This is a genomic window from Amycolatopsis sp. NPDC028719 (genome assembly GCF_055565395.1).
Genome location: NZ_JBVHUL010000001.1, coordinates 1,024,726 through 1,038,350, shown reverse-complemented (window position 1 = coordinate 1,038,350; position 13,625 = coordinate 1,024,726). Strand labels below are relative to the sequence as shown.

Below are 13,625 nucleotides of genomic sequence, written 5' to 3'. Positions count from 1 at the left end.
CCCATCCTGGTAAGTTCGGCTACGCACTGTGAGCGAGGCCTGAGGAGGGGTGGCGTGGCGCTCCCCCATTGGACGCCCCAGCAGGTACTGCCGCCGGGCCGCCACCCCTGTGACCTCGCCGACGTCTACGAACGCCTGGTCTTCGACGCCCCGCACCAGAACGACCGCGAAATCCTGTTCAGCGCGCTCAACAGCTACCTCGGCGTGGCCCGCCGGATCATTTCGTCCGGCCGCGCCTGGATCGGCGGCGAGCTCGTCACGCGCACCGCGCACCCGCCGCAGGGCCTCGACGTCGTCCTCATCCCGGACGAGTGGGGCGCGCTGAAGCGGCTCGACGACGCCGGCCGGTCGGCGCTGTACGGCCTGCTCACCCTGCGCGGCGTGATCGTCGGGCAGCCCGCGATGTACCTGGACCAGGTGCAGCCGGTCGGGGGCATGCTGGACGGCTTCCTGTGCCGTCCCGGCGACGAAGACGTCTGGGCCGAGGTCTGGGCCGAAGGCGGCAAGGGCTACCCGGAGATGATCTGGTGAGGAACGAGTTCCGGCGCATCGCCGACGAGATCCCCGGCGGCACGTGGCTCGACGACCTCGCGCGCGCCTCGGCGATGGCGGCCAACGCCAAGTTCGAGCGGACTTCGCGGTCGCCGCTGCTGCACGTCTCGGTGATCGGCGAGCAGACGATCGACGCGTACACCTTCTCCGACATCAGCCGGGCGCTGCAGGACGCGACGGCGAAGATCGGGCACATCATCCGGAACCCGTCCGGCGAGGTCACCCAGGTCCAGCAGGCCGACCGCGACAAGGCGCCCCTGATCCAGCGCGGCCAGGCGGGCAACGCGATCTTCTTCGGCTTCCCGGAGCTCGACGTCTCCGACGACGCGCTGATCGTCGACGGCATCGAGACGCTGTCGGAACGAGCAGTCAAGGAGCTCTGCGACTTCCTGCCGGCGAACGGTTCGGACGACGGCGCGCTCGACGCCGTGCTGCTGCAGCGCGACACCGTCCGCAACGCCGTGAGCGACATCGTCAACGCCGTCGCGAAGAACGCCGGCATCGGCATGGCGCTGACCCCGACCGCGGGCGAGCAGGTCACCCGCAGCATGACCACCGAACAGGCCCGGATCCTCCAGGGCAGCCTCCGGGAGTCACGTGAGGCCGTCGGCTACGAGACGGTGCGCGGGCGGCTCGACGGCGTCCGCACCCGCCGCCGGATCTTCTACCTCGACCGCGAGTCGGGCGGGACCATCCAGGGCGCGGTGGCGCCGGACCTGCTCGACGAGATCAAGGAGAACCTCGACCGCCCGGTGACGGCCCGGCTGCGCGTCGTGCGGACGACGACGATCGACGGCCGCCGCGGCCGGCCCGTTTTCGAACTCCTCGAAATCACTCCCGAGGTCAGCCTTTTCGACTGAGAAGTCCGATATACGACCTTCGTCTTGAACGCCGATACCGACGGTCGTCGTAGGCCTCACGGCGGTGCCCGGACGCTCGTGCGGTATTTACGCTACCTGCCGTGAGGTCGGCAAACCGACCCTCGAACAGTGGGAACTCCGATATTCTTCCCATTGATCACCGGGCCACACCCTGCGCGCGTTGTCAGGAAATACCGATACCCGGCGCAAAACGGTGGGACAATGACTTTTTCCAGAATGTAACAATTTCGCTCGCGGGCACTCTTATGGGTTAACGTCGTCGCACTCCCACCCGAAGGGGTTCGCATGATGACCGACCCGCAGTACCCGCCGCCGGCCACCGCGCGCCACGGACGGCCCGCGCCACCGGTGACGGCCACGGAGCGTCGTCAGGCCAACGCGAAGCCCGGGCGGAACATCCTCGCGATCGTCGGCCTGCTGCTCGGCGTGGCCGCCCTGGTTGTCGCGTTCGTCCCGGATATCGAGTTCGTCGCGTGGCCGCTGGCCGGAATCGGGCTGGTTCTGGCGGTCATCGGGCTGGTCCAGGTCAAGAAGGGCACGGCGGGCGACCGCGGGCTGGCGATCACCGCCGCGGCGGTCTCGGTCGCGGCGCTGCTCACGACGGCGGGGATGCTGCTGTACTCGACCTTCCTCGGCGGCGGCGAGTCCGGGCTGCACCTGCCCGCGGTGGCCGGCGACAAGCACTCCGTGACGTTCCAGGTGACCTCCGCCGGCGGCGCGACCGTGCGGTACGGCAGCCTGTCGGACCAGCGGACGGAAAACGCGCCCGCCAGCACCGACGCGTGGCAGGGCGCGGCGTCCTTCAACAATGGTTCCTACCTGTTGACGCTGACCGCGGACACCCGCAATGCGCAGCTCAACAACATAATCAGCTGCGCCATTCTGGTCGACGGCAAGAAGGTCGCGGAAAACAGCGGGACGACGATCGCGCTCTGCACGGCGAACGTGGGCTGAGCCGCGGGTTTCCGCCGAGCCTGGCGACCGGCCGGCCCACCCCCACGTCGGCCGGCCGGGCCGCCACGAGCCGCTCCTGGCGGCTCCCGGCCCCGGCGGGGGTTTCCCGCACGGGGCCCGGCGCCGGCGTCTCAGCCTGCCCCTCCCCTAGGGCTCAGCCGGCACTGCCGAACCTACGCGGACGCCGTCCGGGGGCACTAAGAATCCACTGAGGATTCACCGCCGGAGCCGCGTCGTGATCCATTCGCAACCGGCATTCTCGCCACGAATGTGGATCACCGCCGGAAAGTTGTCGCGCGAAATCTTCACTGCAGTTCGGCGAGTTCGGTCCGCACCTCACCGACCAGCTTCGGATGCACCCGCTCGTAAATGCGGACCGACAACGCCAACTGCTCCCGCGCACCGTCGAGATCACCGCGCGCCCGCAGTACCCGGCCCAGCGTCAGCCGCAGCGCGCCCTCGCGGGCCGCGAACTCGCGGCTGATCGCCAGGTCGATCGCCTCCCAGACGTACCGCTCCGCCGCCTCCAGGTCACCGATCCGGAGGCTGAGCCCGGCCAGCTTGTCCAGCGAGACGACCACCCGGTCGTCGTCGCCGAGCGAGCGGTCGATCGCCAGCCCCGCGAGCTGGTGGGCGAGCGCGTCGGCGAGGCGGCCGGCCCGCTTCTCCGCCTGCGCGCAGCTGCTGAGCGCCTGCCCGCGCAGCGTGACGTCCGGGGCCTCCGCGATCGCCCGCGTCAGCCGGTCGATGGCCTTCTCGTGCTCGCCGCGCCGGCTCAGGGCGCGGCCGAGCTGCAGGCCGGCCGACGTGCTCAGCGCCGCGTCCGGCACGCGCGCGGACAGCTCCAGCGCCCGCTCGGCGTCGGCCAGACCCGCGCCCGGCAGCTCGAACGTCAACGCGATCTCGCACCGCGCGAGCCGCAGCCAGCACTGGCCGGCGACGTCGCCCGCGGCTTCGGCGGCGGCCACGCCGAGGTCGGCCATCCGCGACCACTCGTCCGGCAGCGGGCACGCGACGCGGTACGTGTGGCCCAGCAGTGCCAGCCGCCAGGCGTCGTCGTGGCGACCGGCCGCGTAGGCGGCGTCGAGGACCGCGAGCAGGTTCGGCCACTCGGCCGCGAACCAGTCCTGCGCCTCGTCGAAGCCGGTCAGCGGCGGCATCGCCTCGTCGGCGAGCACGCCGGTGAAGTCCAGCGGGTCGGCGACGTGGCCCAGCCGGCGCCGCGCCCGGTCGGCCACCGCCTGGTAGTAGCGGACCGTCCAGCCGAACGCCTCGTCGCGTTCCTTCTCGCCGAGCTCCTGCTCCGCGAGCTCCCGCAGGTAGAGCCAGACGAGGTCGTGCGGCACGAAGACGTCCCGGGCGGTCTCGGCGATCAGGTTGTGCGCGGCCAGCACCCGCAGCCGCCGCCGGGCCTCGACGACCGGGATCTGCGCCACCGCGGCCATCAGGTGCGGCCCGACCAGCACGCCGGGCACCGCGCCGAGCTGCAGGAACGTCTCGGCGATCTCACCGGGCAGACCGCGGAACGAGACGTCGAAGGCGGCGCGCACACCCTCTTCGGCGCCGTCGACCTGCAACCCGGCCAGCCGGGTGCGCTCGTTGCCCAGCTCGTCGACCAGCTCTTCGGCCGTGCGCTGGGCGCTCGCCGAAAGCCGCGCGCCGGCGATCCGGAGCGCGAGCGGGAGGTAGCCGCAGAGCCGCGCGAGGGCGTGGTTGAGGTCGGCCGGACCGGCGAGCTCCTCGATGAGCCGGACGGCGTCGTCCGGCGCGAGCGTGCCGAGCACGCGCTGCTTGGCCGCGTTCGACACGGCCAGCCCGTCGAGGCGCGACCGGCTGGTCACCACGGTCATCGTCCGCGCGCTCGGCGGCAGCAGCGGGCGCACCTGCTCGGCGGTGCGGGCGTCGTCGAGCAGCACGAGCATCCGCCGCTGGGCGATCAGCGACCGGTACAGCGCGACGCGTTCGTGCAGCAGCTCCGGGATCTTCGCGGTCTCGACGCCGAGGCCGAGCAGGAACTGCGTCAGCAGCTCGGCGGGCTCCAGCGGCGGGTGGTGCGGGTCGAAGCCGCGCAGCGAGGCGAACAGAACGCCGTCCGGGAACCGCGGCGCGACCCGGTGCGCCCACCACACGACCAGGGAGCTCTTGCCGACCCCGGCGGTCCCGGTGACGATCGCGATCGTCGTTTCGCCGGCCTCGGCGCGGGTGACCAGGCTGTCGAGCCAGGCCAGCTCGTCGGCGCGCCCGGCGAGGCTCGGCACCGCGGCGGGCAGCTGCGAGATCGGCTTGCCCGGCTCCTCGGCGGTGGCCGGGACGGCGGAGGTGCGCGCCGGGAGGTCGTCGTTGAGCACGCGCTCGTGCAGCCAGCGCAGCTCGGCGCCGGGTTCGACACCCAGGGTGCGGAGGGTGGCGCGCGAGACGGTCCGGTACAGCTCGAGCGCGTCCCCGCGGCGCCCGGCGTGGTACAGCGCCCGCATGAGCTGGCCGGCGGTCCGCTCGGCGAGGGGGTCGGCGCGGACGATCGGGCTCAGCTCGACGATCAGCTCGGCGTGCCGGCCGAGGCCGAGGTCGGCGTCGACGCGGGCGCCGTGCACGGCGAGACGCAGGTCCTCCAGCTCGGGCGCCCGCAGCGAGTCGGGCACCCCGCCCAGCGCCGGGCCCTGCCAGAGCGCGAGCGCCTCGGCCAGCAGCGCGGCGGCAACGTCGGGGGTGGCCTGCGACGCGCGGTCCAGCAGGCTGCGCGCCCGGTGGACGTCGATCCGGTCGGGTTCGATCGCCAGGCGGTAGCCCGGCGGGGTGGTCAGGATGCTCGGGCCGTCGATGTCCCGGAGGATCCGCCGCAGGTGGGAGACGTTGCCGTGGACGATGGTCCGGGCGGTGGCGGGCGGATCGTGGCCCCAGAGGGCGTCGATGATCTCGTCGAGCCCGACGACCTTGCCGGCCTTGAGCGCGAGCAGGGCGAGCAGGCCGCGGACGCCGGGACCGCCGATCGGGACGGCGACGTCGCCGTCGAAGAGCTGGACGGGCCCGAGCAGCTGCAACCGGGTTTCGGCCATGCTCGCGCCCACCTCCCCGGGGTCTCCCTCGCCGCGAAATCAACCTACCGTGGTGACCGGTTGTCGAGCAGGGCCGGTACCAGGAGTTTTGGCGGTTCTGCGGATTCCGCAGCGCCGAGTGGGACGCGGTGCGACATCCACCGGCGATCCGTCACCCCGGACATGCCACGACCCCGTACCGGCGGTCCCGAGCCGCTGGTACGGGGTCGTGGTGGAACTCCCGGCCGGGCCGCCAGGGGGCGCGGTCCGCCCGTCCGTCACCACCGGCGACCGGGCGGGTGGGCTCACCCCGAGCGAAGCACCCGCCGGTCGTCAGCGAAGACGTTTGTTGCGCGAGCCACACGCCCGCGCGGTGGCGACACGGTAACAAAGCGCATCGGGCCGGTCACCGCCGGGCCACCGGCTCGTGAGCGGGAAACAGAGTTCCAACCCTGTTTCCCACTCACGACCAGCCGCGGCAGACCGGCTCAACGCGAGATCGGGGTCGAGTCGCGGCCGGCGATGAACGCGGGCCGCGGGGCGCTCGCCGCGAACGGCTCCTGCAACGCGTTCTCCACGCTGTTGAACACCAGGAAGATGTTCGAGCGCGGGTACGGGGTGATGTTGTTGCCGGAGCCGTGCATGATGTTCGAGTCGAACCACAGCGCCGAGCCGGCCTGGCCGGTGAACTGGTCGATGCCGTGCTCGGCCGCCATCTTCGTGATGTCGTCCTCGCTCGGCACGCCCACCCGCTGGTCCTTGAGCGACGACTTGTAGTTGTCGTCCGGCGTCTCGCCGGCGCACTGGACGAACGTCCGGTGCGAGCCCGGCATGATCATCAGGCCGCCGTTGAACGGGTAGTTGTCCGTGAGCGCGATGGAACAGCTGACCGCGCGCGGGGCCGGCATGCCGTCCTCCGCGTGCCAGGTTTCGAAGTCCGAGTGCCAGTAGAACCCGGTGCCCTTGAACCCCGGCATGTAGTTGACGCGGCTCTGGTGGATGTACACCTCGGAGCCGAGCAGCTGCCGGGCCCGGTCCAGCACGCGCGGGTCGCGCACCAGCTCGGCGATCAGGTCCGAGATCTCGTGGACGTCGAAGATCGACCGGACTTCACCGGTCTTCGCCTCGGTGATGACGCGCTCGTCCCGGGCCAGCTCCTCGTCGGAGGACAGCCGCACCAGCTCCTGCCAGTACGTCTGGACCTCCCCGACGGAAAGCATGTCCTCGACCACGGTGTAGCCCTTGGTCTCGTGGTTCGCCAGGGTGGCGGCGTCGATCGGACCGTCGCTTTCGGTACCCCACACGGTGGGGTGCACGCGCGGCAGCTGCGCCGGCGTACCGGTGATCCGGGTCGGGTAACCGTCGTCGACCCGGGTGTCCATCAGCGTCACGGGCTTCGCCTCCTGTTTTCCTTTCCGGTACTCATCCCTCGGTGATCAGCGGGTACACACCGTTTTCGTCGTGGACCTCGCGGCCGGTCACCGGCGGGTTGAACACGCACACGCACTTGATCTCGGTCTTCGGCCGGACCTGGTGCTTGTCGTGGTCGTTGAGCAGGTACAGCGTGCCGGGCTTGAGCTCGTACACCTTACCGGTGGCGAGGTCTTCGATCTCGCCTTCGCCGGAGGTGATGAACACCGCCTCGATGTGGTTGGCGTACCAGAAGTCGTTGACCGTCCCGGCGTAGAGCGTGGTCTCGTGCACCGAGAAGCCGACACCCTCCTTGGCCAGGATGATGCGTTTGCTGCGCCAGTTCGGGGTCTTGATGTCGGCGTCGGTGTCGGTCACCTCGTCGAGGGTGCGGACGAGCACGTCGTACTCCTTTACTTCTTCAGGACGGCCTTGATGGACTCGTCGATGATCGACAGGCCCTGGGTGAGCTCGTCGTCGGTCAGGGTCAGCGGCGGCAGCAGCTTCATGACTTCGCCGTCGGGGCCGGAGGTCTCCATCAGCAGGCCGCGCGCGAACGCTTCCGCGCAGACGCGGCCGGCCAGCTCGCCGTCCCCGAACTCCAGGCCGCGCGCGAGGCCGCGGCCCTTGGCGACGAGGTTCGCGTCCGGGTAGGCCTCGACGATGCCCGAGAACGCGGCGGCGATGCGCTCGCCCTTCGCCTTGGTCGACTTCTCGAGCTCGTCGTCGCTCCAGTAGACGTTGATCGCCTCGGTCGCGGTGACGAACGCGGGGCTGATGCCGCGGAAGGTGCCGTTGTGCTCGCCCGGCTCCCAGACGTCGAGCTCCGGCTTGATCAGCGTGAGCGCCATCGGGATGCCGTAGCCGCCGATGGACTTCGACAGGCAGACGATGTCCGGCTTGATCCCGGCGTCCTCGAAGCTGAAGAACGGCCCGGTGCGGCCGCAGCCCATCTGGACGTCGTCGAGGATCAGCAGGATGTTGTGGCGTTTGCAGAGGTCGTCGAGCCCCTTCAGCCACTCCAGGCGCGCGGCGTTGATGCCGCCCTCGCCCTGCACGCCTTCGACGATCACGGCGGCCGGCTCGTTGAGCCCGCTGCCGGAGTCTTCGAGGAGCTTCTCGAAGTACAGGAAGTCCGGCATGGCGCCGTCGAAGTAGGCGTCGTACGGCATCGGCGTGGCGTGCACCAGCGGGACGCCGGCGCCGCCGCGCTTCATCGAGTTGCCGGTGACCGACAGCGCGCCCAGCGTCATGCCGTGGAACGCGTTGGTGAAGTTGATGACCGATTCCTTGCCGGTCACCTTGCGCGCCAGCTTCAGCGCGGCCTCGACGGCGTTCGCGCCACCCGGACCGGGGAACACGACCTTGTAGTTCAGGTCGCGCGGATCGAGGATCTTGTCGCGGAAGGTCTGCAGGAAGTCGCGCTTGGCCACGGTGAACATGTCGAGCGCGTGGGTGACGCCGTCACGCTGGATGTAGTCGATCAGCGCCTGCTTCAGGTGCGGGTTGTTGTGCCCGTAGTTCAGCGCGCCGGCCCCGGCGAAGAAGTCCAGATAGGGCTTTCCGCTCTCGTCGTAGAGGTGGCTGCCCTGGGCGCGGTCGAACACGACCGGCCAGCCGCGGCTGTAGCTGCGGACCTCGGATTCGAGCTCTTCGAAGATGCTCATGACGGTTCTTTTCTCCTACTCGCCCGGATCTTTGCGTACTGAGAGCGGACCGATGCGGTAAAGCTCTTCCGGCAGATGTTCACCATCGCCGGGGAAATCCGCGCCGGCGAACAGCTCCGTGGTTTCCACCGACGCCTCCCAGCGCTTCGCGAAGGAGGTGAACAGCCGGATGGACGCTTCGTTGTCCGGGGTGATGGTGGTCTCGAGGTAACGCACCCCGGTGGCGACGAGCCGCGTGTACAGGGCGTCCAGCAGCTGGCCGGCCAGGCCCTTTCCCCGCTGCGACGCGTCGACCGCGACCTGCCAGACGAACCCGACGTCGGGTTCTTCCGCCCGGCGGTAGCCGGTCACGAACCCGACCGCCTTGCCGTCCTCGCGCGCGACCACCGATGTCTCGGCGAAATCGCGGCACCACAGCATGTATGCGTACGGCGAGTTGAGATCGAGCTTGGCGGAATCGCGCGCGATTCGCCACAGCTCCGCGCCGTCCGCCTTGGTCGGCGATTCGATCAAGTGCGTTACGGACATACTCAGGAAACGTAACAGAGAATTTTCGACCTGCCAGCGACGCAGCTCACGACCCCCGCAATGACCTGGGACGACGCGGGGTACCCGGTGAGGAGTCCCACAAACATGTTTGACGCGGACGCGAGCAGGGCACAGGCCTGCCTCAGTCGCACACCCGTGGTTCGCGACCTACCCGAACCATGAACCTTCGAAGCCGTGATCGCAAGACGACGGGCCGTATTCCGCACGGGTCCGCACGAGCGCGCCCGCCACCGGACGCTTCTCTCCCAGCGGCCCGCGGACCGCGGATTCGTCCGGTCAGGCGCGGCGCCGGCTCCGGAGCCGGCGCCGGATCCCGCTCACCGGCATCACCACCGCCGGCAGGATCAGCAGCCCGGACACCACGAGCCACCACACCGCGCCGTCCCCGCGCCGCCAGCCCGCCACCACGTTCCCCAGCCAGCCGAAGAACGGCCGCGCGATCGGCGGCAGGAACGCGGCCAGCAGCAGCGCCGCCACGACCAGCACCCCCAGGACCGCGAACAGCCGGCGCGCGGTGCGGCCCATCGTCAGCAGCGCCGTCGCGAGGTAGATGACCGCGCCCGCCAGGACCGGGAGGCCGATCCACTGCAGGATCGCGCCGCCGCTGTCGCCGATCACCAGGCCGGCCAGCAGCGCCAGCACACCCGCCGCCAGCGAACCCGGCGTGCCCAGCTTGGACGCGCTCCGGGTGACCTTCGCCGTGCTGCGCGCGACCGTCCGCAGGATGCCCGCGACCGTCTTCGGCCAGCCGCCGGGCAGGCGGAACGCCACCGTCCCCGCGTTGACCGTCGCGGCGCCGAGCTTCACCAGCGTCCGCGTGAGCTGGGCCGTGCCCTGCTCGCCCGCGAGCTTCTCCGCCGACACCCGGCACGTCTGGAACACGCGCTGGGTGGCGGCCGCGTCGGCGATCGGCTGCGCGGCCCGCGCGCGGAACCCGGCCGACGCCGCGCCGCTGCAGCCGCTCACCTTCACGTCGGCGGCCGCCTGCTTCGCGACGACCGGCAACTCCTCCGCGGCGATCTCCGCCTGGCGGCCGCGGGCCAGCACCATCGCCGTCACCGGCATGCTGACCGGCCGCCCGGTGGCGAAGTCCACGGCGTTCAGCGCCGAGTCCAGCCCGAGGAACGCCAGCTCGGCGTCGAGCTGGCCGGTCAGCTCCGCCACCTCGGCGGGCTCGGCGTTGTCGTCGCGACCGGGCCCTCGCCAGAGCGGCTTCAGCGCGGCGACCAGCTCGTCGCGGAAGGTGTCCGCCCCGACGAGGTCGCGCAGGGTCTCCAGCCGCCGCGGGTCGAGCAGGCACTGCACCAGCCAGCCGGCGCCGTCGACCCGGCCCCACATCCAGTCGCTGGCCCGCCACGACGACTTGTAGAACGCGCCGAAGTAGTCGGCCTGCATCCCGGTCAGCTTGTCTCCCGACCGGCGGCGCTTCAGGTCCAGCAGCGTCCGCGAATCGGCGCTGACCTGCACGAGCTCGACCCTCTGGTCGACCGACGGCGCCTGTGCGAGCAGCCCCCGCGTCGCGACGTGCAGGCCGAGCAGCCGCGCTTGGACGACGTCGTCACCGCCGTCGGGCAGCGCCAGCCAGTCGAGCAGTGTCTTGACCGTCCCGGGGGACTCGTCGCTCAGGGTCCGCAACGTGGGCGCCGCCGCCCGCAGCGCCGTCACGACCATCGGCCAGGCCTGCGCGACGACGTCCGAGCGGCCGAGCCCGGCCCACTCCTCGGCGAGCTCGCGGATCCAGGTTTCGAGGGTGCTGCTCGCGCCGGGTTCGTCGTGCCCGGCGACCCACTGCGCGAGCCGCGTGCCCCGCGCGGACTTCTTCCGCGCCGCGTGCAGCCCCGTTCGCGCGTTGTTGAGCTCCTTCGCCTGCGCGGGATCGGGGCCCAGCCGGAACCCGGCGTTGATCAGCTGCAGCCCGGTCGCCACGGCGTCGTCGAGCGCGCTCGTGCGGTACGCGACGAGGTCCGCCACGGTCATGCTCGCCGACGGCGGCTCGGGCGGGATGCCGCTGCTCAGCCCGGCCACGGCGACCGCGCGCAGCTGCTGCGACATTCCCGAGGCCCACTCCCGGTCCTCGGTGTCCACACCGGACAGTGCGTACCGGCGGGTGGCGACGCCGACCAGCTCGGCCGCGTCCTCGGCCGTCCGCCGCTCCAGGTAGGACGTGGCAATTCCCTGGTCGATCAGGCACTCCGGACCGCCGCGCAGGCCCAGCGCCGCCAGCGAGACTCGGGTGTCTCGGGTCCGAACGACGGCGTCGTTGTGCCGGGTCAGGTCCTCCAGCTCGGCGCTGATCGACTGGCTCATCACCGTCGCGACGACCTTGCTCATCGCGTTCGACAGCAACGGCGGGTTCGCGGCGTCGCAAGGGACTTCGGTCGCCTCCCGCTCGCCGGTCGGCACGACGTAGAGCAGCAGCCGCCGGACATCGGCGTGTGACGTGCGTTCGAAGATCTCCCGCAGCGCCGGCCGCAGCGGCTTGTTGAGCAGCACCCCGCCGTCGGTCAGCCAGTGCGAGCGGGTCAGGTCGGTGTAGGCGGTCATGTCGGGGTGCAGCTCGTCGGCGGCGGCGTCGCCGATCGGCAGCCGCGACAGCTCGAAGGCGCCCGGGAACGACGCCGTGGAGCGCGCGGCCAGCGCCAGCGGGCCCTGCACGCCTTGCGTCCACAGTGGACCGTCGAAGCGGAAGAGCATCCGGTGCTCGGTGTCCCGCACGAGGTTTCCGAGCGCGTCGTCGAACCGGGTGGTCTCGCCGTCGATCATGGTGCCGGTGAGCAGCACGGTGACGTCCGGTGGCTCGACGGGCGCGGAGCCGGCGTCGGTGATCCGGTGCAGCGCCCGCTCGAAGTCGGCGAGCAGCACGCGATCGCCGTCGAGGATCGACCGCGGCTGCGCTTCGTCCGGGTCGCGGACGAGGTTCTCCAGCGAGCCGACCTCGATCCAGGTGTCCCGCAGCACCTGCGGCGTGGAGCCGAAGGCCTCGGCCAGGCCGAGGCAGGCGGCGTTGACCCCGCCGGCGCTGGTCCCGGTGAGGACGTCGATCGACACCGTCGCGCGCAGGAGATCGAGCAGCTTGCGATAGAGCCCGGGCTCGGCGTCACCCCTGGACTCGCGCAGCAGCTGCGACGTCTCGGTGGCGACCCCGCCCATCCAGATGGCGAGGCTGGCGCCACCCACCATCGTCATCGCCAGGCGGATCTCCTGCTGCCACGGTTCGGCTGGTTGAGGCATGGGGCTCCCCCGCCCGTCGTCGTCCTGACGCAGAGTAGAGGCGCAAGGTGAGCGCGGGGATACGTCCGGGTGTACGGCCGTTCGGGTGGATTTGCTCGCCCGGCCGTGCTCAGGCCGCCAGGTGCTCCAGCAGGAGGACCTGACCTTCACCGACCGCGAAGCCCAGCACCGCGCCCGTGGCGATCAGGATCCACTCGTCCTGCTCGAAAGCCGGCCGGAGCAGCCGCTCGAACTCGTGCGGGGACAGCTCCTTCATCTTCGACACCAGCACGTTGCGGATGTCCATCGCGTCCGTCGCGTAGTCCTCGATGTAGCGCATCGTCTCCGGCAGCCGGGACATGATCTGCCCCGCGATCGCCAGCTTGACGTCCTGGTACTTCCGGCTGCCGACCGCGAACACCAGCAGCGGCTTCGCGACGCTCCCGAGCTCCCGGTCGAGCTGACGCTGGATCAACGCCAGGACCCGGTCGGACAGCGGCCCGTGCAGGATCGCCTCGATGACGTTGTGCGGCGTGATGATCTCCTGCGCGATCAGCGCCCCGTACGCCTCCGCGACCTCCGCGCGCCGCTTGAGGAACAGCCCCTGCCACGTGACCCCGAAGTACTTGCGCGGCTCGATCGGGAAGAAGATCATCCGCAGCGCCAGCCAGTCGGTGAACCAGCCGGTGAACAGGCCGAACAGCGGCATGATCAGCGGGAACTTGAACAGCACCCAGGCCACCATCTGGATCACGCCGATCGCGCCGCCGAACACCAGACCCGAGCGGGCGATGAACTTGAACTCCTTCGCGCCCGCCTCCTGGAAGATGCGGTTCAGCAGGCGCTTGTCCTTGACCAGGCTGGTGACCACCATGCCCTTGAGGTCGAACACATTGTCCACATCGGACTTGATCAGGTCGAGCACGGCCGCGACCATCCGCGGCGACTCGTGCTGGACGCGCTCGATCACCAGCCGCTGAACCCGCACCGGCAGCGACTCCCACAGCCCCGGCCGGTAGTGCCCCGCCACCTCGCGGACGATGTCCTCGACCCCCGCGAGCAGCGGTTTTTCGATCTCCTTCGCGATCCGGGAAGCGTCCAGCCGCGCGACGACCTCGGCCGGCTCGATCAGCTGCTCGGTCATCGTGTCGCAGGCGATGCTCGCCATCCGCGCCGCGCGCTTGGGCACGATGCCCTGCCAGCCGAGGAACGGCTTGACGCCGATGAACTCCACCGGGTGGAACATCATCCGGATCGCGACGAGCTTGGTGCCGTAGCCGATCAGCGCGGCGACGACGGGGATCGAGACGTAGAGGGGCCAGTGCTGCGCGAAGTCGGCGACGATGCCGGCGAGGAACGACCCCATCCGG

General features: G+C 70.7%; 10 protein-coding genes. 3 read left to right on the top strand and 7 right to left on the bottom strand.

The window, feature by feature from the left end:
- Positions 1–54: 54 nt before the first annotated feature.
- The 3 genes from ACZ4TR_RS05155 to ACZ4TR_RS05145 all read left to right on the top strand — a co-directional run bounded on the left by ACZ4TR_RS05155 (position 55) and on the right by ACZ4TR_RS05145 (position 2,387).
- Complete coding sequence (locus ACZ4TR_RS05155; RefSeq protein WP_465285821.1) at positions 55–531, top strand: DUF6932 family protein; 477 nt, start codon at positions 55–57, stop codon at positions 529–531.
- Positions 528–1,412, top strand: coding sequence for a hypothetical protein (locus ACZ4TR_RS05150; RefSeq protein ID WP_364516982.1), 885 nt, complete (start codon positions 528–530; stop codon positions 1,410–1,412). The genes ACZ4TR_RS05155 and ACZ4TR_RS05150 overlap by 4 nt, the downstream gene beginning before the upstream one ends.
- A gap of 306 nt (positions 1,413–1,718) precedes the next feature.
- The gene (locus ACZ4TR_RS05145) at positions 1,719–2,387 is read left to right on the top strand and encodes a DUF4190 domain-containing protein (protein ID WP_465285820.1); all 669 of its coding nucleotides are present in this window, start codon (positions 1,719–1,721) and stop codon (positions 2,385–2,387) included.
- A 305-nt stretch (positions 2,388–2,692) separates the two neighbouring features.
- On the opposite strand, the gene ACZ4TR_RS05140 is transcribed toward ACZ4TR_RS05145, so the two are convergent.
- From ACZ4TR_RS05140 to ACZ4TR_RS05110, 7 genes are all read right to left on the bottom strand, one after another.
- Positions 2,693–5,440: an AfsR/SARP family transcriptional regulator gene (locus tag ACZ4TR_RS05140; protein ID WP_465285818.1), complete on the bottom strand. Its 2,748-nt coding sequence runs from the start codon at positions 5,438–5,440 to the stop codon at positions 2,693–2,695.
- A gap of 467 nt (positions 5,441–5,907) precedes the next feature.
- Positions 5,908–6,810: an ectoine hydroxylase gene (thpD, locus tag ACZ4TR_RS05135; protein WP_465285817.1), complete on the bottom strand. Its 903-nt coding sequence runs from the start codon at positions 6,808–6,810 to the stop codon at positions 5,908–5,910.
- 31 nt (positions 6,811–6,841) lie between these two features.
- Positions 6,842–7,231: an ectoine synthase gene (locus ACZ4TR_RS05130; RefSeq protein ID WP_465285816.1), complete on the bottom strand. Its 390-nt coding sequence runs from the start codon at positions 7,229–7,231 to the stop codon at positions 6,842–6,844.
- Between the two features lie 11 nt (positions 7,232–7,242).
- A complete protein-coding gene (gene ectB / locus ACZ4TR_RS05125) occupies positions 7,243–8,496 on the bottom strand; it encodes a diaminobutyrate--2-oxoglutarate transaminase (protein ID WP_364516992.1) in 1,254 nt (417 codons plus the stop codon).
- Between the two features lie 15 nt (positions 8,497–8,511).
- The gene (gene ectA, locus ACZ4TR_RS05120; protein WP_465285815.1) at positions 8,512–9,024 is read right to left on the bottom strand and encodes a diaminobutyrate acetyltransferase; all 513 of its coding nucleotides are present in this window, start codon (positions 9,022–9,024) and stop codon (positions 8,512–8,514) included.
- Positions 9,025–9,321: 297 nt separating this feature from the next.
- Complete coding sequence (locus tag ACZ4TR_RS05115; protein ID WP_465285814.1) at positions 9,322–12,276, bottom strand: patatin-like protein; 2,955 nt, start codon at positions 12,274–12,276, stop codon at positions 9,322–9,324.
- A gap of 109 nt (positions 12,277–12,385) precedes the next feature.
- Positions 12,386–13,621, bottom strand: coding sequence for a DUF445 domain-containing protein (locus ACZ4TR_RS05110; protein ID WP_465285813.1), 1,236 nt, complete (start codon positions 13,619–13,621; stop codon positions 12,386–12,388).
- Between the last annotated feature and the right edge of the window lie 4 nt (positions 13,622–13,625).

Coding starts and splice junctions, on each gene's coding strand:
- ACZ4TR_RS05145 (WP_465285820.1), top strand. CDS start 1,719: ATGATGACCGACCCGCAGTACCCGCCGCCGGCCACCGCGCGCCACGGA.
- ACZ4TR_RS05140 (WP_465285818.1), bottom strand. CDS start 5,440: ATGGCCGAAACCCGGTTGCAGCTGCTCGGGCCCGTCCAGCTCTTCGAC.
- ectB (WP_364516992.1), bottom strand. CDS start 8,496: ATGAGCATCTTCGAAGAGCTCGAATCCGAGGTCCGCAGCTACAGCCGC.
- ectA (WP_465285815.1), bottom strand. CDS start 9,024: ATGTCCGTAACGCACTTGATCGAATCGCCGACCAAGGCGGACGGCGCG.
- ACZ4TR_RS05115 (WP_465285814.1), bottom strand. CDS start 12,276: ATGCCTCAACCAGCCGAACCGTGGCAGCAGGAGATCCGCCTGGCGATG.
- ACZ4TR_RS05110 (WP_465285813.1), bottom strand. CDS start 13,621: ATGGGGTCGTTCCTCGCCGGCATCGTCGCCGACTTCGCGCAGCACTGG.